We start from the raw sequence: 18,781 nt of genomic DNA on the forward strand, positions 1-18,781 counted from the left end.
CGCAGCGCGCGCAATGACTGGCAAAATGGGCGCCCGCCGCTAGCGAAGCCCCCTCGATGCGCCTTTCCCAGTTTCACCTGCATACCACCAAGGAAACCCCCGCCGACGCCGAACTGGTCAGCCACAGGCTGATGCTACGTGCCGGCATGATCCGCAAGCTCGCCTCCGGCCTGTACACGTGGTCGCCACTGGGCCTGCGTGTGTTGCGCAAGGTGGAGATGGTGGTGCGCGAGGAAATGAACCGCGCCGGCGCCCTGGAGGTGGTGTTCCCGACCATCCAGCCGCGCGAGCTGTGGGACGCGACCGGACGCTGGAAAAAATTCGGCGACCTGATGCTGCGGATACGCGATCGCAAGGAACAGGATTATTGCTATAGCCCTACCGCTGAGGAAGCCGCAGCCGATTTCGCCCGTCATGAACTGAACAGCTACAAACAGCTACCGGTCAACTTCTACCAGATCCAGAGCAAATTCCGCGATGAGATCCGGCCACGCTTCGGAGTCATGCGCGCGCGCGAATTCCTGATGAAGGACGCCTATTCGTTCCACTTGAGCGAGGAAGATCTGGCGCGCGAATACGAGAACATGAAAGCGGCCTACCACCGCATTTTTACCCGCCTGGGTTTGCAATTCCGCGCGGTGCAGGCCGATTCCGGCGACATCGGCGGCGACGCCTCGCAGGAATTCCACGTCCTGGCCGATTCTGGCGAGGATTCGCTGGCGTTCTCCACCGGCTCGGACTACGCGGCCAATGTGGAGGCCGCCATCGCCGCCACGCCGCCGCCACGCGCGGCCGCCAGCGAGACACTGCATAAGGTCGCCACGCCCACGCAAAAAACCTGCGAAGAGGTCGCGCAGTTGCTCGGCATTCCATTGCAGCGCACGGTCAAATCGGTGGCGGTGATGGCCGGCGATGTATTCGTGCTGGCGCTGGTGCGCGGCGACCATGCGATCAACGAGATCAAACTGGGCAAGGTCCCCGGCCTGGCAGGCTATCGCATGGCCAACGAGGCCGAGATTCGCGCGCACCTGGGCAGCGAGCCGGGCTTCCTCGGCCCTGTGCATCCGCAGCAGCCGATCCGTGTGGTCGCTGACCGCGACGTGGCGGCCATGGCCGATTTCGTGGTCGGTGCCAACGCCGTCGGCTTCCACCTGACGGGGGTGAACTGGGGCCGCGACCTGCCGGAACCGGACACCGTTGCCGACGTGCGCAACGTGGTGGAAGGCGAACGCGCCCAAGATGGTGGCGAAATCCGCTTGGCACGCGGCATCGAGGTGGGCCACGTCTTCCAGCTCGGCAGGCAGTATGCACAGGCACTGGACGCCACCGTGCTGGACGAGAACGGCAAAACCGTGGCAATGGCGATGGGCTGTTATGGCATCGGCATTTCCCGCATCGTCGCCGCAGCCATCGAGCAGAACCACGACGCGGCGGGAATCCGCTGGCCGCAGCCAATGGCGCCGTGGGCAGTGGCGATCTGCGTGATCAACCCCAAACAAGATCCCGCCATCGATGCCGCCGGCAACGCTCTGTTAGCCGAGCTGCAGCAAGCCGGACTGGAGGCGATACTGGACGACCGTGGCCTGCGCGCCGGAACGATGTTCGCTGATATCGAACTGATCGGGATTCCGCACCGGGTCGTGGTCTCAGAACGCGGATTGGCCGCTGGCACCTTCGAATATCGCGCACGCAGCGGCGGAGAGCCGGAAAACCTGGACCATACCGCCTTGCTGGCAAAGCTGCGGGGATGAACCAAAACCTGCTGGGATGAACCAAAGGGGCCGGGAATATATCCCGGCCTTTTTTCCTTCCCCAGCCTTCACATCACCACGATCAAACCACTGTATCGCAGCCAAGCCGGACTCACCGATAAGGCCGTTGAGTACGATGGATATCACAAGATAAGCCGATCAGCTCCCCCACAGCGGGCAATGACTACTCACGCGAATAACCGGGGTATTTGTCAATTGCATAAAGCATGATTATGATTCGATCCCAGCCAGGGAATGGCAAATAGGCTATCCCATATATTTCCGGAGAAAAAATGACCATCGATCTCAGCGGCCTGTCGGCCAAACAGTTGGGCGCACTCATCAAGACCGCCAAGAAACAGCAGTCCATCGTCGCCAAGCGCACGCCCATCCTCAAGGTCCGCGCCCAGTTGGCACGGCTGGCGAAGAGCCACGGCTACAGCCTCGATGAGATTTTCACTGGCGCCGTCACGACCGGGACCCGCGGTCCCAAGGTCGGCAAGCCGGGGCCGAAGCCGGGCCGCAAGTTGGGCAAGGTGCCACCGAAATATCGCAACCCGGCAAATGCCAGCGAAACCTGGACCGGCCGCGGTAAGCAGCCGCGTTGGCTGGCCGATCTGGTAGCCAAAGGCAAAAAGGTCGAGGATTTCCTGATCGCCGGTGCCACCGCCAAGTCCACCGCGACCAAGAAAGGCGCCAAGAAGGTGGGCAAGCGTATCGTCAAGAAAGCAGGCAGGACAGCCGCTAAGAAAGCTTGAGTCGGAAAACCGACCAATCGGAAACGCCGGCCTATGCCGGCGTTTTTTATTGCCCCGCCAATGCAACGGCAGGCTGAATCACGCGATGTAATTCGGCGTCGGAGACGTTGCTCTTAACCATGCGAATGGGCTATTGCGCGCGTTGTCTGACGACCCCAGGCGACTACGCATTCACTGCGCAAGTACCTCACACGCGCTAAAGATTCTTGCGCGCCGGCACGAGCAGATTACCGAACAACAGGCCACCGACCAGGGCCATCACGATATTGGTCACGGTCAACAATGCCGACCTGCCACCGAGCACGTCCTGCTGCTGGACCAGGGTGAGCAATCCCCGCAAGCTGGCACTCCCGGGCACCAGCATGATGATGCCCGGCAATCGGATCAACGCACCGGGCCGGTGCAATAGCTGCCCAAACAAATTGCCGGCGGCGGTCAGCAGCATCGCCGACATGAAGATGCCAACCGGACTGCCCCAGGCATCCCCAGCAAAGCGCGCGATGGCATAACTGGTCACCGACGCCGCCATCGCATATGGATAATCGCGCGCACTGGCCTTGAACAGCAGCGCGAACGCATATGCCGCGACCAGCAGCGAAGCGCCTTCCACCCAATCAGACTGGGGACGCAAGGCTCGCACCATCGGATGCAGCCCGAGCAACTGCGCCAGCGTCACCGCGCTCACCGCGCCCACGGCCAACTTGACCACCGTCGTGACCGCGCCGGCAAAGCGCGCCGTGCCCGAGCCCCAATGTTGACTGGTCAATTCGTTGACGGCGTTGGTCAGCGCCATCCCGGGCAGTAACACCACCAGCGCGGCGATGATCACCGTATTGAGATTCAGCGGCGCGATAAAGGTCGCCACCAGGGTCGCAACGCAACCGGCCAGCAGCGCCGCCAGCGCGTCGTGCGCCTCTCGGGTTGCCGCCCGCTTGTCCGTGAAATGGCTGAGCAGACCGATCAGCAGCCCAGTGACCGCAGCGGTGGCGATGTCCAGCCACGGCAGCCGCCATAACCCGGCCACACTGCCGGCGGCCAGGCCGAAGCCGAGCACCTGCATCGCCATCCAGCGCCGCCCCGGCGGCTGGTCCAACTGGCGCAGCGCGGTGTGCCCCTGTGCCACGCTCATCCGCCCGCAGGCCACATCATCGGCAATGCGGTCGGCAACGCTCAGCTTATGCAGGTCGTTGTCGCCCGGCGCCAGACGTACTACACGGGTGATATCGCTGGAGCCGATCGCCTTGGTGGGGTCGCTGAAACTGAGGATCAGACCGGTGGGGTTGGACCAGGGCTCGCAGTCCACGTCCAGTTGCTGCGACAACGCCACCACCGCCGCCTCCAGCCGCTGCGCCGTGGTGCCGTAAGAATGCAGGCGCCCGGCGATCTCGGAGACGAAGGCAATGCGCTGCGCGTAGGTCGCGTTGGCGGAAGGGCTGATGAGCGGAGGAGCGGCTGGCATGTCGGCTAGTATGACGCGAACGCCGCTCCCAGCCACCTGTCATGCACAACCACATTGCGCTAAAGGCGAAACAGGTATGCTCGCGCAACTGACGTGCCTATGATCGAACCACAACCGCCACAATTGCGCCAAGACGACCGAGACCCCTCGCGGGTGCGGCTGACCGGCAGTTGGACGCTTTCCACCGCCTTGGTCGCTTCCGAGGTACTACGCAGCATGCCAGCGGGGACGACCGGCATCGACGCCAGCGGCATCGCTCAATTGGATTCGGCTGGCGTGTTGCAACTGATCCGTTACGCAACACGCAATGGTATCGCCCAAGAGCGGCTGGATTTCCGCCAGGATCACCGCGCGCTGGTTTCGACCATCGAGGACGTCGCCGACGACCGCCCCAAGCGCAAGCGCGATTATGGCTTTGTCGCCGCACTGGAACGCCTTGGCTATACCGTGCATCGCAACGGCAAGGAAATCGTCGCACTGGTCGGCTTCCTCGGCGAAGTCCTGGTCAAGTTGTTGCGTCTGATGCACGCACCGAGACGTTTCCGGCTCACCTCCACCTTCCATCACATGGAACAGGTCGGCCTGGACGCGGTGCCATTGGTGGCCTTGTTGTCCTATCTGGTCGGCGCGGTGATTGCGTTCCTGGGCTCCACCGTTCTGCGCGACTTCGGCGCCGAGATCTACGTGGTGGAACTGGTCAGCATCGCATTCCTGCGCGAATTCGCGGTGCTGCTGACCGCCATCGTGCTGGCCGGACGCACCGCCAGCGCGTTCACCGCACAGATCGGCGCGATGAAAGCGCGCGAGGAAATCGACGCGATCCAGACCCTGGGACTGGACCCGATGGATCTGCTGGTGATTCCACGGCTGCTGGCACTGCTCGTGATGCTGCCCCTGCTGACCTTCGTGGCGATGATTGCCGGCCTGGCCGGCGGCGTCACCGTGGGCGCGTTCGACCTTGGCATTCCGCCGCAGATGTACCTGGCGCGCATGCACGACACCATCCATGTGCAGCACATGCTGGTCGGCCTGGCCAAAGCGCCGATCTTCGCGGTCGTGATCGGCCTGATCGGCTGCCTGGAAGGGCTGCGGGTGGAAGGCACCGCGCAATCGGTCGGCGAACGCACCACCTCAAGCGTGGTACAGACCATCTCACTGGTGATCATCCTCGACGCGTTCGCCGCGCTGTGGTTCATGAAAATGGGATGGTAATGATGAAGACCGCATTGGATAGCGAAAACCGCAACCGTATGCCGCACACGTCCGGTTCGGCGCCCGACCGCCAGGAGTGCGGAGCTTGAGCAACTCCCGCTCTCCCGAGGCAGCCGAGACATTCGCAATCTCGGTGCGTGGCCTGGTCAACCGGTTCGGCAACCAGACCGTGCACGAGGCACTGGATCTGGACGTACGTCGCGGCGAGATCCTCGGCGTCGTCGGCGGTTCGGGCACCGGCAAATCGGTATTGATGCGCACCATCCTCGGTCTGCGCCAAGCCGACGCCGGCACGATCCGCGTCCTGGGCGTGGACACCGACTCCGGTCGCCGCGAAGACCGACTGCACGTGGAGCGCAACACCGGCGTGCTGTTCCAGGATGGCGCCCTGTTTTCCTCGCTGAGCGTGGGCGAGAACGTACAAGTGCCGCTCAAGGAACATTTTGCCGAACTGCCCGACAGCTGGCACTACGAACTGGCGCTACTGAAGGTGAAATTGGCTGGCCTGCCCGCCGATGCGCTGAACAAACTCCCCTCGCAATTGTCCGGCGGCATGCGCAAACGCGCCGGACTGGCACGCGCGCTGGCACTCGATCCGCCGCTGTTATTCCTCGACGAACCCACCGCCGGGCTGGACCCGATCGGCGCGGCGGCGTTCGACCGCCTGATCCGCACCTTGCAAGAAGCGCTCGGCCTGACCGTCTTCCTGATCACCCACGATCTGGACACCTTGTACGCGATCTGCGACCGCGTCGCGGTGCTGGCCGATGGCAAGGTCATCGCCAACGCGCCCCTGGCCGAGATCGAGCAGGTGGACCACCCGTGGATACAGGACTATTTCCACGGCCCCCGTGCCCGCGCCGCGCGCGATGCCAAAACCCACTGGATCGAGAACACCTGAGTCATGGAAACCAAAGCCAATTACGTCCTGATCGGCGCCTTCACCATCGTGGTGGGAATCGCGCTGCTGCTGTTCGGGCTATGGGCCGCCAAATACTCGTCCGACCGCACATGGCAGGAATACCGCGTGGTCTTTCGCGAAGCGGTGACCGGCTTGTCGGTGGGCAGCCCGGTGCAATACAACGGCATCGCGGTCGGCTCGATCACCGAATTGACCCTGGCACCGAACGACCCACGCCAGGTCGTGGCACGCATCCGAGTGAACTCGACCACGCCGGTCAAGAGCGACACCCGCGCCAAACTGGGCATCACCAGCCTGACCGGTCCAACGATCATCCAACTCTCCGGGGGCACTCCCGAGGCGCCGAAGCTGACCGCGATCGACAACAACGATGCGCCGATCATCCAAACCACGCCGTCGGCGCTGCAGAACATTACCGATACCGCCAACCACATCGTCGAACGCCTCGACCAGGTGCTCAGCGACAGCAACGTGGCCAGCATCACCGCCACGCTGCACAACCTGGAGAAAATCAGTGGCGCACTGGCCGACCGCGACAATGGCGTGCAGTCGCTGATGCTCAGCGCACGCGATGCCACACGCCACCTCGATGAAACACTCAAGACCACCAACGGCACCATCCAGCACCTGGACCAGAATCTGGTCAAGCAATTGCCACCGCTGCTGAGCAAACTGGAAGACACGCTGAGCAAGCTGGATTCGGCCGCAGGCAATGCCAACAACATCCTGGGCGAGAACCGCTCGGCCATCAACAGCTTCGCCAACGACGGCCTGGGCCAACTCGGCCCGACGCTGACCGAGCTGCGCAGCCTGATCCGCGACCTGCGCCAAGTCAGCGACCGTTTGGAGAAAAATCCCGCGCGCTATCTGCTTGGTCACGACGCACCCAAGGAGTTCAAACCCAAATGAAGCCGATGCGCCTCTTTTTGTTGCTCACCGCCCATGCCCTGCTGCTCGCCGGTTGCTCACTGACTGGCGGCAGCAAGGACTCGGTCACGATCTACGCACCGCACGTGCAAGTCACCTCGGATCCGGCATGGCCGCAGGTGAGCTGGCAACTGGCAATCACCAAGCCCAGCGCAGCGCTTATGGTCGATAGCCAACGTATCGTGGTGCGTCCCACGCCCGACGAATTGCAGGTCTACAGCGGGGCGAGTTGGGCACAGCCGGCCACCGATATGCTCGAAGATACCTTGCTGCGCGCGTTCGAGGATTCCGGCCGCATCCCCGGCGTGGCCCGGCTCGGCAGCGGCGTTGGCGCAGACTACAAACTTTTGCTGGAACTGCGCCGCTTCGAATCGGATTACGCCGGACACGCTGTCCCTGCGGCCACGATCGAACTCAGCGTCAAACTGCTGCACAACCTCGACCAGCGTGTGGTCTCATCGCACACGTTTCTGGTGACGCAAACCGCTGGCGGCACCGGCGAGGCACAGGTGGTCGACGCCTTCGGTCAGGCGCTGTCGCAGTTGAGCCGCACGGTGGTCGGTTGGACCTTGCAAGAGGGTCAGGCCGATGCAGCGCGTGCTGTGCCACCGCCTACACGGCGGTGATCGTACGGAACGTCAGGTTGATCCGCTCGCCGACCGGCCTGGCGGTACGCGGCAAGGCATGCCGGTACAGACGCTGAGTGTCCCCAGCCATGAGCAGCAATCCACCCGAACTCAACTCCAGCGCCTGACGTAACCTCGGCTCGCTGCGATGGCGCAACACAAAACGACGCGACGCGCCCAGGCTCAACGACGCGATCAACGGATTCGGGCCAAGTTCCTTTTCGTCGTCGCTATGCCAGCCCATCGCGTCGCGGCCATTGCGATAGCGGTTGGCGAGCACGCTATTGAAGGCCACCCCGGTTTCAGCCGTCAGGCGTTCGCGTAATGGCAACAGTACCGCGGGCCATGGATGCGGGGCGAAGCGGGTTCCCGAATAGCGGTAGCTCGCTTCCGGATCACCGATCCAGCAACTCAACCGGGGCGAATCGACCAGCCGCCCGAATAGCTGGATGCGATGCACCTCCCACCTCACCTCAACCAGTAACTGCGCAAATAGCAGTGTGGCTTCCTCGGGGGCCAACCAATCGGGCAACCAACGGATCTCGGCGCCTGGCAAGTGCAGTTCCATCGCACCACGCTAGCACGTCGCGCCCCAGGCATCGGCAGATGTTCGCCATTTGCCCCTTCACGCGCAAAGACTGAAAATGCCGGTCGCCAGAACACGCGAGCGGGAGCAAAACACGATGACGGGAACGCAGGGCGGCACCAGTGCGTCGGAGCCGGTGGAACGCGACGTCATGGAGTACGACGTGGTCACCGTCGGCGCGGGCCCGGCCGGGCTGGCATTCGCCATCCGGCTCAAACAACTCAATCCCGAGATTTCGGTTTGCGTGATCGAGAAGGCCAGCACCGTGGGCGCGCAGATCCTGTCCGGCGCGGTGATCGAACCGGCGCCGCTGGACGCGCTGCTACCGGGCTGGCGCAATGCTCCACCGCCGATCTGCGTGCCGGCCGGCGAGGACGAGTTCTGGTACCTGAGCAAAGACCGCGCACACAAGTTCCCGATCGTGCCGCCGGGCATGCGCAACCACGGCAACTTCATCGTCAGCCTCGGCGCGCTCTGCGCGTGGCTGGCGCCGCAGGCCGAAGCACTGGGCGTGGAGATTTACCCCGGCTTCGCCGCCGCCGATACCCTGCACGCCGATGACGGCAGCGTCATCGGCGTGCGTATCGGCGACATGGGCGTGGCCAGGGACGGCACGCACAAACCCGGCTATACCCCCGGCATCGACATCCGCGCCAAGGTCACGGTGCTGGCCGAAGGCGCGCGCGGGCATCTGACCAAGCGCCTGATCCAGCGCTTCGCGCTCGACGCCGGTCACGACCCACAAGCGTTCTCGATCGGCATCAAGGAACTTTGGCAACTACCGGCAGGCCGCGTCACCCCAGGCAAGATCGTGCACACGCTGGGCTGGCCGGCCGACAATACGACCTACGGCGGCAGCTTCCTGTATCACCTGGAACACGACCAGGTAGCGCTGGGTTACGTCAGCGGCTTGGATTACCGCGATCCCGACTACCAGCCGTGGGAGGCATTCCAGCAGTGGAAGAACCACCCCATGATGAAGCCATTGCTGGAAGGCGGCACGATTCTGTCGGCAGGCGCACGCGCCATCGCCAGCGGCGGCTGGCAGTCGCTGCCGAAGGTGGAGATGCCCGGCGCGCTGCTGATCGGCGACACCGCCGGGCTCCTCAACGTGCCCAAGATCAAGGGCACCCATCAGGCGATCCGCAGCGGCATGCTGGCCGCCGAACACCTGGCGACCGACGCGGCGTTGAATCCCACCGGCTTCGACGCCAAGTTGCGCAACTCGGCGGCGATGGCCGAACTGCGCCAGGTGCGCAACATCAAACCGGGTTTCAAGAAGGGCCTGTGGTTCGGCTTGTTCAACGCGGCCTGGGAAACGCTGGTCAAGGGCGCCTCGCCATGGACGCTCAAAGTTGTTGCCGACTGGAAAACCCTGGACAGGCTGGGTGAACACACACAGCCCAAACGCGATTACGTGCAGCGCGAACTGGCGCCACGCGATCGCCTGCAGGGCGTTTACTTCGCCGCCACCGAGCACGAGGAGGACCAGCCCGTGCACCTGCGCGTGCGTGACCCGCAGATTTGCGTCACCCGTTGTACCGAAGAATATGGCAATCCTTGCACACGTTTCTGCCCAGCCTCGGTGTACGAAATCGTCGACGACGCAGCCGGCAAGCGTTTGCAGATCAATGCCGCCAACTGCGTGCACTGCAAGACCTGCGACATCAAAGACCCCTACGCGATCATCGACTGGGTCACGCCGGAAGGCGGATCCGGCCCGAATTACCAGAATTTGTGAGCGCCAATGAGGACCTTTTCCCAGATGATCCGCGCGGCACTGTATGCGACGATGCGCACCGCGTTCCGACTGCTGCCGCTTCATGAAAGTATTCGTGATCGTTGGCGCAGCGCTTTTCTGAGCCGCCATGCAGATTGGGCGCCACCGCAGCCACGTGGACGCATGGTAGGAGGCGACATTCGCCGCCCCAGGGTGAGCAGCAACCAGCCAGCCATCGGTTACGTGCCTTACCAGCAACAGACATTGCCGACAGTGCTGCCGGCCACCCTGGTGGCATTCTATTTGCCACAATTCCATCCCTTCGCCGAGAACGACCAGTGGTGGGGAAAAGGCTTCACCGAATGGCGCAATGTCACCCGCGCTTTGCCACAATTCGTGGGGCATGCTCAGCCGCGACTGCCGGCCGATCTGGGCTTCTATGACCTGAGCAATGTCAAAGTAATGCGCGAACAGGCACGTCTGGCGGCCGAATACGGCATCGGCGCGTTCTGTTTCTACTTCTATTGGTTCGCCGGAAAAACGCTGATGGAACAGCCGCTGCGGCAGTGGCTCGACGACGCACACATCACGCTTCCGTTCTGCCTGTGCTGGGCCAACGAAAACTGGAGCCGGCGCTGGGACGGACGCGACCACGATGTGCTCATCGCCCAACAACACAGCGCCGAAGACGATTTAGCCTTCATCGCATATATTGCACCCTACCTGCGCGACCACCGCTATCTACGAGTGGACGGCAGACCAATGTTGCTGGTGTATCGCCCGCATCTGATGCCCGATCCTGCAGCGACAGCCGCACGTTGGCGCCAGTGGTGCAACGCGCACGATGTGGGCGAAATCCACCTTGCCTACGTGCAGGGATTCGAACGGACCGACCCTACTGAGATCGGTTTCGATGCGGCAGTGGAATTCCCACCCAACCTGAGTGCGGCAGCCTCGATATCGGCGCGGCAGACCCTGATCAATCCGCACTATTGCGGCTCTGTGCTGGACTGGCGCACCCTCGCCAACGCCGCCGCCTTACGCCCGTTGCCGGCATACCGGCTGTATCCTGGGGTTAATCCGGGTTGGGACAACGAACCACGTCGGCCCGGCCGTGGCCAGGTGCTGCTGCATGCATCACCGCGCGGCTACGGCGACTGGCTGCGCCGCACCATCCACGAACGTCTGGCCAATGTCGCGCCACCGCACCGCATCGTATTCATCAACGCTTGGAACGAATGGGCGGAGGGTGCGGTGCTGGAACCGGACCAACGACTTGGGCACGCATGGCTGGAGCAAACACACAAAGCGCTGTTGAGGCCTTCCCCCAACCCCACACCACACATCGCCGTCGTAGTGCATGCTTGGTACGTCGATGCACTAGTGGCGATAGCCGCTGCGATCGCACGCTGGCCACAACCACCACGCATCATCGTCACCACAGACGCGGCGCATGCCGATGCAAGCGCATCGGTCATGGCATCCCATGGCCTTGCCTCCGAATTGCGGGTGTATCCCAACCTTGGGCGCGACGTGTTGCCATTCCTGCACGAGGCCGACCGCCTGTGCAACGAGGGCGTGGACCTAGTTTTGAAACTGCATACCAAGCGGTCATTGCATCGCCGGGACGGCGAGCGCTGGGCGACGGAACTGCTGGCGAGTCTATCGCCCCCTGACGACGGACCGGAGACATGCATCCGCAAGTTCATAGAACAGCCCGACCTCGGCCTGCTCGCCCCGCGCGGGCACCTGCTTCCACTGGAAACCTATCTCGGCAGCAATGCCGACGAATTGGATTTCCTGGCCACGCGCCTTGGCATCGCCACCCGCGGTGAAGATTTGCGGTTTCCCGCAGGCACGATGTTCTGGGCACGCCTGCAGGCGCTCCGCCCTGTGCTGGACGCGCATCTGTCACCCGATGATTTCCAGCCAGAGCAAGCACAAACCGACGGGACGCTTGCACATGCACTGGAACGCACATTTGGTGCTGTAGTGCGGCACGCTGGCTATCGTCTAGCTGAAACCGACACTGGTAGCAGAACAGCCGCCGCCTATCCCTACGCACAACCAAGCCGTTAATTCAAATCCGGAACAGCACACCAGTCTTAGCAACCAACTCCGCCTCGTCCACACCCTCGGCAATCTCCACCAGCACCAATCCGTCTATCGTCACATCGAACACCGCCAGGTCGGTAATGATGCGGTCGACCACGCCGACGCCAGTCAGTGGCAGGTCGCAAGCGGGCAGGATCTTGTGGCTGCCATCCTTGGCCACGTGTTCCATCAACACCACCACGCGCTTGACCCCCGCTACCAAGTCCATCGCCCCGCCCATCCCTTTGACCATCTTGCCCGGCACCATCCAGTTGGCAAGATCGCCGCGTGCGCTGACCTGCATCGCGCCGAGGATCGCCAGATCGATATGGCCACCACGGATCATCGCGAAGGAATCGTGGCTGCCGAAATAGCTGGCGCCAGGCCGTGCGGTAACGGTTTGCTTGCCCGCGTTGATCAGGTCCGCATCCACTTCGTCCTCGCTCGGGAACGGGCCAATGCCGAGTAGACCGTTCTCCGATTGCAACCACACCTCCATGCCCTCGGGGATGTGGTTGGCGACCAGCGTCGGCAGGCCGATCCCAAGGTTCACGTAGGCACCGTCGGTGAGTTCGCGGGCGGCGCGCTGCGCCATGTCGTCGCGGGTCCAGGCCATGTCAGGCCTCCTTCTGGCGCAGGGTGCGCTGTTCGATGCGTTTTTCCGGATGCCCGTTGTGCACGATGCGGTCCACATAGATGCCTGGCAGATGCACCTGATCGGGATCGATGCTGCCGATCTCCACCACCTGCTCGACCTCGGCGATGCAGACCTTGCCGGCCATCGCACAGGCAGGATTGAAGTTGCGCGCGGTCTTGCGGAACACCAGGTTCCCGGCAGCATCGGCCTTCCATGCCTTGACCAGGGCCACGTCGGCGCGCAGCGCGGTTTCCAGCACATAATGCTTGCCATCGAATTCGCGCGTCTCCTTGCCTTCGGCAACCACGGTGCCATAGCCGGTGGCGGTGAAGAACGCGGGAATGCCAGCACCGCCAGCGCGCAGGCGCTCGGCCAAGGTTCCTTGGGGATTGAATTCCAACTCCAACTCGCCCGCCAGGTATTGGCGTTCGAATTCCTTGTTCTCGCCAACATAAGACGAGATCATCTTGCGGATCTGCCGGGTCGTCAGCAGTTGCCCGAGGCCGAAACCGTCGACGCCGGCATTATTGGAGATCACCGTGAGTCCACGCACGCCGCTATCACGCAATGCGGCAATCAATGCCTCGGGGATACCGCACAGACCGAACCCACCGACCGCCAGGGTCTGACCATCGGCCAGCACATCGGCCAGCGCCGTGGCCGCATCGGGGAAACGCTTGCCGCGCTGCCCGGTTGCCCCGGGAGAGATGTCGCCCATTCGCCAGCTCCGCATTGCACTGTAGGTGGGTAGTTTAGAGCGTGTGCTGCACGTTGGAGTGAGCGCCGCAGCGAGCGATTAAGCGCAGGAACGTTACAATCTCCTTTCTATATGACTCAGGACCTTCTTCACATGTCGCTTCCCGCATTCAAGGCCTACGACATCCGTGGTCGCGTACCCGACGAACTGAACGAGGACCTGGCGCGCCGCATCGGCGTGGCATTGGCAGGACAGTTGCAGAGCGGGCCGGTGGTGGTAGGGCACGATGTGCGCCTGGCGAGCCCGTCGCTGCAGGCGGCACTGTCCGCAGGCCTGCGCGCCAGCGGCCGCGAGGTGATCGATATCGGCCTGTGCGGCACCGAGGAAGTCTATTTCCAGACCGACCACCTGCAGGCCGCTGGCGGCGTGATGGTCACCGCCAGCCATAACCCAATGGACTACAACGGCATGAAGCTGGTGCGCGAGCACGCGCGTCCGATCAGTTCCGACACTGGTCTGTTCGCCATCCGCGATACCGTGGCTGCCGACACCGCACCTGCTGGCACGCCGACTGCCGCCGAGCACCACAACCCGGACAAGTCCGCCTACATCGCGCACCTGCTCAGCTACGTCGACCGCACCTCGCTCAAACCCTTGAAGCTGGTAGTCAACGCCGGCAACGGCGGTGCCGGTGCCATTGTCGATCTGTTGGCGCCGCATCTCCCATTCGAATTCGTCCGCGTGTTTCACGAACCGGACGGCAATTTCCCCAACGGCATTCCCAACCCGCTGCTGTCGGAAAACCGCGCGGCCACCGCCAACGCGGTCAAACAGCACGGTGCGGATTTCGGCATCGCCTGGGATGGTGATTTCGACCGCTGTTTCTTCTTCGACGCAAATGGCCGCTTCATCGAGGGCTACTATTTAGTGGGCCTGCTGGCACAGGCGATCCTGGCCAAGCAGCCCGGCGGCAAGATCGTGCACGACCCACGCCTGACCTGGAACACGATCGAAATGGTCGAAGACGCCGGCGGTATCCCGGTACTGTGCAAGAGCGGGCACGCCTTCATCAAAGAGAAGATGCGCAGCGAAAATGCCGTGTACGGCGGGGAGATGAGTGCGCATCATTATTTCCGCGAGTTCGCCTACGCCGACTCGGGCATGATCCCATGGCTGCTCATCGCCGAACTGGTGTCGCAATCGGGACGTTCACTGGCCGACCTGGTGGAAGCGCGGATGCAGAAATTCCCGTGCAGCGGTGAGATCAACTTCAAAGTCGCCGACGCCAAAGCGTCGGTGGCGCGGGTGATGCAGCACTACGCGGCGCAGTCGCCCGCGCTGGATTACACCGACGGCGTCAGCGCCGAATTCGCGCAATGGCGTTTCAACCTGCGCAGCTCCAATACCGAACCGCTGCTGCGGCTGAACGTAGAAACACGCGGCGATGCGGCGCTACTGGAACAACGCACGCGGGAAATTTCTGCTCTATTGAACGCCTGATTGTGAATTCTTCTTCGCACAAATCCTTCAACGTCCACATGGAATTTCTCTGTTCATGAGCGATATTCTCCCCATCATCTTGTCCGGTGGTTCCGGCACCCGCCTGTGGCCACTGTCGCGCGAGACCTATCCCAAGCAGTTCCTGCCCTTGGTCGGGGACAGCAGCATGCTGCAATCGACCTGGCTGCGTGCCGCCCCGATTGCCGATCACTCGCCCATCGTGGTCGCCAACGAAGAACATCGGTTCATCGTCGCCGAGCAGTTGCAGCAACTCGGGGTCAAGCCGGGAGCGATCCTGCTCGAACCCAAGGGTCGCAACACCGCGCCCGCCATTGCGGTGGCCGCACTGGAAGCGATACGTAATGGCAGCGATCCGCTGCTGCTGGTACTGCCGTCGGACCATGTGATCCTGGACGAAGCCGCGTTCCAGACAGCCGTAAAAAGTGCTGCCACCGCAGCGACAGCCGGCAAGTTAGTGACATTCGGAATCCAGCCGACTGCACCGGAAACCGGCTACGGCTACATCAAGGCCGCTGCCGGCGATGGCGCCCGTGCGGTGGAACGTTTTGTCGAGAAGCCCGACCTGGCTACGGCACAGGATTATCTGGCTTCGGGCCAATACTACTGGAACAGCGGCATGTTCCTGTTCCGCGCCTCGCGTTATCTGGAAGAACTCCGGCGTTTCCAACCTGCGATCACCGATGCGTGCGACAAGGCATGGCAAACAGCCAAGCGCGACAGCGACTTCATTCGTCTGGAAAAAGATGCGTTCGCCGCCAGCCCATCCGATTCCATCGACTACGCGGTGATGGAAAAGACCGCAGACGCGGTCGTGGTGCCGCTCGACGCCAAGTGGAGCGACGTGGGTTCTTGGTCCGCGCTGCTGGAGGTGTCGCCGCGCGACAGCAACGGCAACGCACACCACGGCGACGTGATCGAAATCGACTGCCGCAACACCTATGCCTACGGCAGGCGATTGATCGCCATGGTCGGGCTACAGGACGTGGTCGTGGTGGAGACCGACGACGCGGTGCTGGTCGGGCATCGCGAACGCATCCAGGAGGTCAAGGACATCGTGGGCAGGATCAAGGCCAGTGGGCGCACCGAAGCAACCTGGCACCGCAAGGTCTATCGGCCATGGGGCGCCTACGATTCCATCGACAACGGCCAGCGCTTTCAGGTCAAGCGCATCACGGTCAAACCCGGTGCGACGCTGAGCCTGCAGATGCATCACCACCGCGCAGAGCATTGGATCGTGGTCAGCGGCACGGCCGAAGTGACGCGTGGCGAGGAGGTACTGTTGCTCACTGAAAACCAGAGTACCTACATCCCATTGGGCGTGACCCATCGGCTGAAGAATCCGGGCAAGTTGCCACTGGAATTGATCGAAGTGCAATCCGGCAGTTATCTGGGCGAAGACGATATCGTGCGTTTCGAGGACACCTACGGGCGCACCTAAGTTCAATGCACCATTGAACGCAAAGAGCCGGGCATCGCCCGGCTCTTTGGTTTTTCCACTCGCGCATCCGGCATGTTAAGTGTCGGAAGCCTGTGCGACGAGTTCGCCGATTACCTGGCGCAGACCGTCGCGCCACTGCGGCAGTTCCAGCGAAAAATCGCACTGCAGCTTGGACACATCAAGACGCGAATAGGCCGGACGTTTGGCGGGCGTCGGATACTCCGTGGTGGCAATCGGCAGCAGACGCGGCGCGCGCGGCAGTAAGCCTGCTGCCACCGCATCGGCAAAGATCGCCTCGGCGAAACCATGCCACGTAGTCTCGCCCGCCGCGGTCAGGTGCCAGATACCCGATGGCAGCGTCGCACCTTGTGCCAATGCGTGCGCGGTGACCTGCGCGATCAACGCCGCTGGCGTCGGCGTGCCGACTTGGTCGGCGACCACGCGCACCTCATCGCGCTCGGCACCTACTCGCAGCATGGTGCGCAGGAAGTTGTGTCCATGCGCGGCATACACCCAGGCGGTGCGGAAAATCAGGTGATGTGCCCCAGAGGCACGGATCGCCTCCTCGCCCGCCAGCTTGGTCGCGCCGTACACGCCTAGCGGCGCGGTCGGCGCATCTTCGGGATAGGGCCACGTGCCCTGGCCGTCGAACACATAATCGGTGGAGTAATGCACCAGCGGCACGCCATGCGCCGCGCACCAGCGCGCGATACTCCCAGGCGACTGAGCATTGGCACGATGCGCTGCGTCGGCATCCTGCTCGGCGCGATCCACCGCCGTGTAGGCCGCCGCATTGACGACAACCGATGGCTGCAGACGATCCAATAATACGTCGAGATCTTGTGGCCGATCAAAATCGACGCGCTCGCAGACGCGACCATCGGGCAAGCGACCGCTACGGGTAGTCGCTAACACTGGCCCCTGCGTTGCCAGCACGCGCAACAGTTCCTGCCCGAGCTGGCCATTGGCGCCGAATACAAGCACCGTCATGGCCGATAGACCGGCAGACGCTCAACAGGGATTTCGGCCAGACACGGCGCAACGGCATCCTTCTGCGATAACACCGGCGCGCTGATCGGCCAGTCCACCGCGATGGCCGGGTCGTCCCAGCGCACCCCCGCATCGACTTCCTTGACATACACATCGGTACACAGATAGCTGAACACCGCGCGCTCGGAAAGCACGGCGAAACCGTGGGCAAAACCCTCAGGAATCCACAACTGCCGCTTATTCTCCTCGCTCAGCACCACCGCCGCCCAGCGCCCAAAATGCGGCGAACCATGGCGGATATCCACGGCAACATCGTAGACCTCCCCCTCCAGCACACTGACCAGCTTGCCCTGTGGCCGCGGCCACTGGTAATGCAAACCGCGTAACACCCCCTTGGCGGAGGTGGAGACATTACTCTGTACGAAATGGGTGGGGAGTCCATGTTGAGCGAAACGTTCGGCATTCCACGCCTCGAAAAAGTAGCCACGCGCGTCGCCGAACACCGCCGGCTCGATCGCAACGCAACCGGGCAGACTGGTTTCAATCACTTTCACAGAACGATTCCTCTGACAGCCAGTTCATGCAGGTATTTGCCGTAGTTGTTTTTCAGCAGTGGAGCGGCAAGTTTCTCCAGCTGCGCCGCGTCGATCCAGCCCTGCCCGAACGCGATTTCTTCCGGGCAGCACACTTGCAAACCTTGCCGCGCCTGGATGGTCTCGATGAAGTTGGACGCTTCGTGCAGCGACTGATGGGTGCCTGTATCCAGCCAGGCGTAGCCACGCCCCAATGCCTCCAGATGCAGTTCACCGGCCTCCAGGTAACGGCGATTAAGATCGGTGATCTCCAGTTCGCCACGCGGCGACGGCTTCAATTCCGCCGCATGATCGCTAGCCTGACCATCGTAGAAATACAAGCCGGTGACAGCGTAGTTGGAGCGCGGCTTGAGCGGCTTCTCCTCCAAATCGATAACCTTGCCGGCTGCATCGAACGCGGCGACACCATAGCGCCCGGGATCGTTGACCCAGTAGCCGAAGACAGTGGCGCCGCGTTGCCGCGCATCGGCACGACGCAAGGTCTCGGTCAGACCATGACCATGAAAGATATTGTCGCCCAATACCAGACAACTCGGCTTTCCGGCAACGAACTGGCGCCCGATCAGATACGCTTGCGCCAATCCATCCGGACTCGGTTGCACCGCATAGGCGATATTCATTCCCCACTGCGCACCATCACCGAGCAACGCTTGGAATAGCGCCTGCTCGTGTGGCGTATTGATAATCAGCACCTCGCGAATCCCAGCCAGCATCAGCACACTGAGCGGGTAATAGATCATCGGCTTGTCGTAAACAGGCAGCAACTGCTTGCTCACACCCTTGGTGATCGGATACAGCCGCGTGCCGGAGCCGCCTGCGAGAATAATGCCCTTGCGTTGCGTCATGAGGT

The 18,781-nt window shown here is 62.7% G+C and carries 17 protein-coding genes; 10 read left to right on the forward strand and 7 right to left on the reverse strand.

The genetic code is table 11. From position 1 onward, the window contains the following. The first annotated feature begins 56 nt into the window (after window positions 1–56). Complete coding sequence (locus XALGPE39_RS12405) at window positions 57–1,751, forward strand: proline--tRNA ligase (protein WP_045728439.1); 1,695 nt, start codon at window positions 57–59, stop codon at window positions 1,749–1,751. A gap of 293 nt (window positions 1,752–2,044) precedes the next feature. Then, on the forward strand, window positions 2,045–2,509 hold the full coding sequence (locus XALGPE39_RS12410) for an H-NS histone family protein (protein ID WP_045728440.1): 465 nt from the start codon (window positions 2,045–2,047) through the stop codon (window positions 2,507–2,509). A gap of 196 nt (window positions 2,510–2,705) precedes the next feature. Here XALGPE39_RS12410 and XALGPE39_RS12415 read toward each other — a convergent pair whose 3' ends face one another. After that, on the reverse strand, window positions 2,706–3,968 hold the full coding sequence (locus XALGPE39_RS12415; protein ID WP_045728441.1) for a threonine/serine exporter family protein: 1,263 nt from the start codon (window positions 3,966–3,968) through the stop codon (window positions 2,706–2,708). Between the two features lie 99 nt (window positions 3,969–4,067). On the opposite strand from XALGPE39_RS12415, the gene XALGPE39_RS12420 reads away from it, so the two are divergent. The 4 genes from XALGPE39_RS12420 (at window position 4,068) to XALGPE39_RS12435 (ending at window position 7,655) form a co-directional block, all read left to right on the forward strand. Further along, window positions 4,068–5,180, forward strand: coding sequence for an ABC transporter permease (locus XALGPE39_RS12420; RefSeq protein WP_045728442.1), 1,113 nt, complete (start codon window positions 4,068–4,070; stop codon window positions 5,178–5,180). Window positions 5,181–5,265: 85 nt separating this feature from the next. Continuing rightward, window positions 5,266–6,081 (forward strand): ABC transporter ATP-binding protein, encoded by an 816-nt coding sequence (locus tag XALGPE39_RS12425; protein ID WP_045728443.1) that lies wholly within the window; start codon window positions 5,266–5,268, stop codon window positions 6,079–6,081. Window positions 6,082–6,084: 3 nt separating this feature from the next. Then, window positions 6,085–7,011, forward strand: a complete 927-nt coding sequence (locus XALGPE39_RS12430; RefSeq protein WP_045728444.1) for an MlaD family protein — start codon at window positions 6,085–6,087, stop codon at window positions 7,009–7,011. Then, window positions 7,008–7,655 (forward strand): ABC-type transport auxiliary lipoprotein family protein, encoded by a 648-nt coding sequence (locus XALGPE39_RS12435; RefSeq protein WP_045728445.1) that lies wholly within the window; start codon window positions 7,008–7,010, stop codon window positions 7,653–7,655. Before XALGPE39_RS12430 ends, XALGPE39_RS12435 begins: the two co-directional genes overlap by 4 nt. On the opposite strand, the gene XALGPE39_RS12440 is transcribed toward XALGPE39_RS12435, so the two are convergent. Beyond that, entirely contained in the window at window positions 7,642–8,223 is a 582-nt protein-coding gene (locus XALGPE39_RS12440) for an alpha-ketoglutarate-dependent dioxygenase AlkB (protein WP_045728446.1), read from the reverse strand. The genes XALGPE39_RS12435 and XALGPE39_RS12440 overlap by 14 nt on opposite strands. Window positions 8,224–8,338: 115 nt before the next feature. Between XALGPE39_RS12440 and XALGPE39_RS12445 the strand changes: the two genes are divergently transcribed. Together XALGPE39_RS12445 and XALGPE39_RS12450 are read left to right on the forward strand one after the other, a co-directional pair. Next, complete coding sequence (locus XALGPE39_RS12445; protein ID WP_045728447.1) at window positions 8,339–9,982, forward strand: electron transfer flavoprotein-ubiquinone oxidoreductase; 1,644 nt, start codon at window positions 8,339–8,341, stop codon at window positions 9,980–9,982. A 6-nt stretch (window positions 9,983–9,988) separates the two neighbouring features. Continuing rightward, a complete protein-coding gene (locus XALGPE39_RS12450; RefSeq protein WP_045728448.1) occupies window positions 9,989–12,040 on the forward strand; it encodes a glycoside hydrolase family 99-like domain-containing protein in 2,052 nt (683 codons plus the stop codon). Between the two features lies 1 nt (window position 12,041). On the opposite strand, the gene XALGPE39_RS12455 is transcribed toward XALGPE39_RS12450, so the two are convergent. Together XALGPE39_RS12455 and XALGPE39_RS12460 are read right to left on the reverse strand one after the other, a co-directional pair. Beyond that, a complete protein-coding gene (locus XALGPE39_RS12455; protein ID WP_045728449.1) occupies window positions 12,042–12,671 on the reverse strand; it encodes a CoA transferase subunit B in 630 nt (209 codons plus the stop codon). Window position 12,672: 1 nt separating this feature from the next. Next, window positions 12,673–13,410: a CoA transferase subunit A gene (locus XALGPE39_RS12460; RefSeq protein WP_045728450.1), complete on the reverse strand. Its 738-nt coding sequence runs from the start codon at window positions 13,408–13,410 to the stop codon at window positions 12,673–12,675. A 132-nt stretch (window positions 13,411–13,542) separates the two neighbouring features. On the opposite strand from XALGPE39_RS12460, the gene XALGPE39_RS12465 reads away from it, so the two are divergent. Further along, window positions 13,543–14,889 (forward strand): phosphomannomutase/phosphoglucomutase, encoded by a 1,347-nt coding sequence (locus XALGPE39_RS12465; RefSeq protein WP_045728451.1) that lies wholly within the window; start codon window positions 13,543–13,545, stop codon window positions 14,887–14,889. Window positions 14,890–14,944: 55 nt separating this feature from the next. After that, complete coding sequence (locus XALGPE39_RS12470) at window positions 14,945–16,348, forward strand: mannose-1-phosphate guanylyltransferase/mannose-6-phosphate isomerase (RefSeq protein ID WP_045728452.1); 1,404 nt, start codon at window positions 14,945–14,947, stop codon at window positions 16,346–16,348. A gap of 75 nt (window positions 16,349–16,423) precedes the next feature. On the opposite strand, the gene rfbD is transcribed toward XALGPE39_RS12470, so the two are convergent. The 3 genes from rfbD to rfbA are packed head-to-tail and all read right to left on the reverse strand — an operon-like array spanning window position 16,424 to window position 18,776. Beyond that, window positions 16,424–17,338 (reverse strand): dTDP-4-dehydrorhamnose reductase, encoded by a 915-nt coding sequence (gene rfbD / locus XALGPE39_RS12475; protein ID WP_045728453.1) that lies wholly within the window; start codon window positions 17,336–17,338, stop codon window positions 16,424–16,426. Further along, the gene (rfbC, locus tag XALGPE39_RS12480; RefSeq protein WP_045728454.1) at window positions 17,335–17,892 is read right to left on the reverse strand and encodes a dTDP-4-dehydrorhamnose 3,5-epimerase; all 558 of its coding nucleotides are present in this window, start codon (window positions 17,890–17,892) and stop codon (window positions 17,335–17,337) included. The genes rfbD and rfbC overlap by 4 nt, the downstream gene beginning before the upstream one ends. Next, window positions 17,889–18,776: a glucose-1-phosphate thymidylyltransferase RfbA gene (gene rfbA, locus XALGPE39_RS12485; RefSeq protein ID WP_045728455.1), complete on the reverse strand. Its 888-nt coding sequence runs from the start codon at window positions 18,774–18,776 to the stop codon at window positions 17,889–17,891. The genes rfbC and rfbA overlap by 4 nt, the downstream gene beginning before the upstream one ends. Between the last annotated feature and the right edge of the window lie 5 nt (window positions 18,777–18,781).

The sequence above is a fragment of the Xanthomonas sp. GPE 39 genome (genome assembly GCF_000963005.1).
Taxonomy (GTDB): domain Bacteria; phylum Pseudomonadota; class Gammaproteobacteria; order Xanthomonadales; family Xanthomonadaceae; genus Xanthomonas_A.

Excerpts from the sequence above, each read along its gene's own strand:
- XALGPE39_RS12405 (WP_045728439.1), top strand. The coding sequence starts at position 57 with ATGCGCCTTTCCCAGTTTCACCTGCATACCACCAAGGAAACCCCCGCC.
- XALGPE39_RS12410 (WP_045728440.1), top strand. The coding sequence starts at position 2,045 with ATGACCATCGATCTCAGCGGCCTGTCGGCCAAACAGTTGGGCGCACTC.
- XALGPE39_RS12415 (WP_045728441.1), bottom strand. The coding sequence starts at position 3,968 with ATGCCAGCCGCTCCTCCGCTCATCAGCCCTTCCGCCAACGCGACCTAC.
- XALGPE39_RS12420 (WP_045728442.1), top strand. The coding sequence starts at position 4,068 with ATGATCGAACCACAACCGCCACAATTGCGCCAAGACGACCGAGACCCC.
- XALGPE39_RS12430 (WP_045728444.1), top strand. The coding sequence starts at position 6,085 with ATGGAAACCAAAGCCAATTACGTCCTGATCGGCGCCTTCACCATCGTG.
- XALGPE39_RS12435 (WP_045728445.1), top strand. The coding sequence starts at position 7,008 with ATGAAGCCGATGCGCCTCTTTTTGTTGCTCACCGCCCATGCCCTGCTG.
- XALGPE39_RS12440 (WP_045728446.1), bottom strand. The coding sequence starts at position 8,223 with ATGGAACTGCACTTGCCAGGCGCCGAGATCCGTTGGTTGCCCGATTGG.
- XALGPE39_RS12445 (WP_045728447.1), top strand. The coding sequence starts at position 8,339 with ATGACGGGAACGCAGGGCGGCACCAGTGCGTCGGAGCCGGTGGAACGC.
- XALGPE39_RS12450 (WP_045728448.1), top strand. The coding sequence starts at position 9,989 with ATGAGGACCTTTTCCCAGATGATCCGCGCGGCACTGTATGCGACGATG.
- XALGPE39_RS12455 (WP_045728449.1), bottom strand. The coding sequence starts at position 12,671 with ATGGCCTGGACCCGCGACGACATGGCGCAGCGCGCCGCCCGCGAACTC.
- XALGPE39_RS12460 (WP_045728450.1), bottom strand. The coding sequence starts at position 13,410 with ATGGGCGACATCTCTCCCGGGGCAACCGGGCAGCGCGGCAAGCGTTTC.
- XALGPE39_RS12465 (WP_045728451.1), top strand. The coding sequence starts at position 13,543 with ATGTCGCTTCCCGCATTCAAGGCCTACGACATCCGTGGTCGCGTACCC.
- XALGPE39_RS12470 (WP_045728452.1), top strand. The coding sequence starts at position 14,945 with ATGAGCGATATTCTCCCCATCATCTTGTCCGGTGGTTCCGGCACCCGC.
- rfbD (WP_045728453.1), bottom strand. The coding sequence starts at position 17,338 with ATGACGGTGCTTGTATTCGGCGCCAATGGCCAGCTCGGGCAGGAACTG.
- rfbA (WP_045728455.1), bottom strand. The coding sequence starts at position 18,776 with ATGACGCAACGCAAGGGCATTATTCTCGCAGGCGGCTCCGGCACGCGG.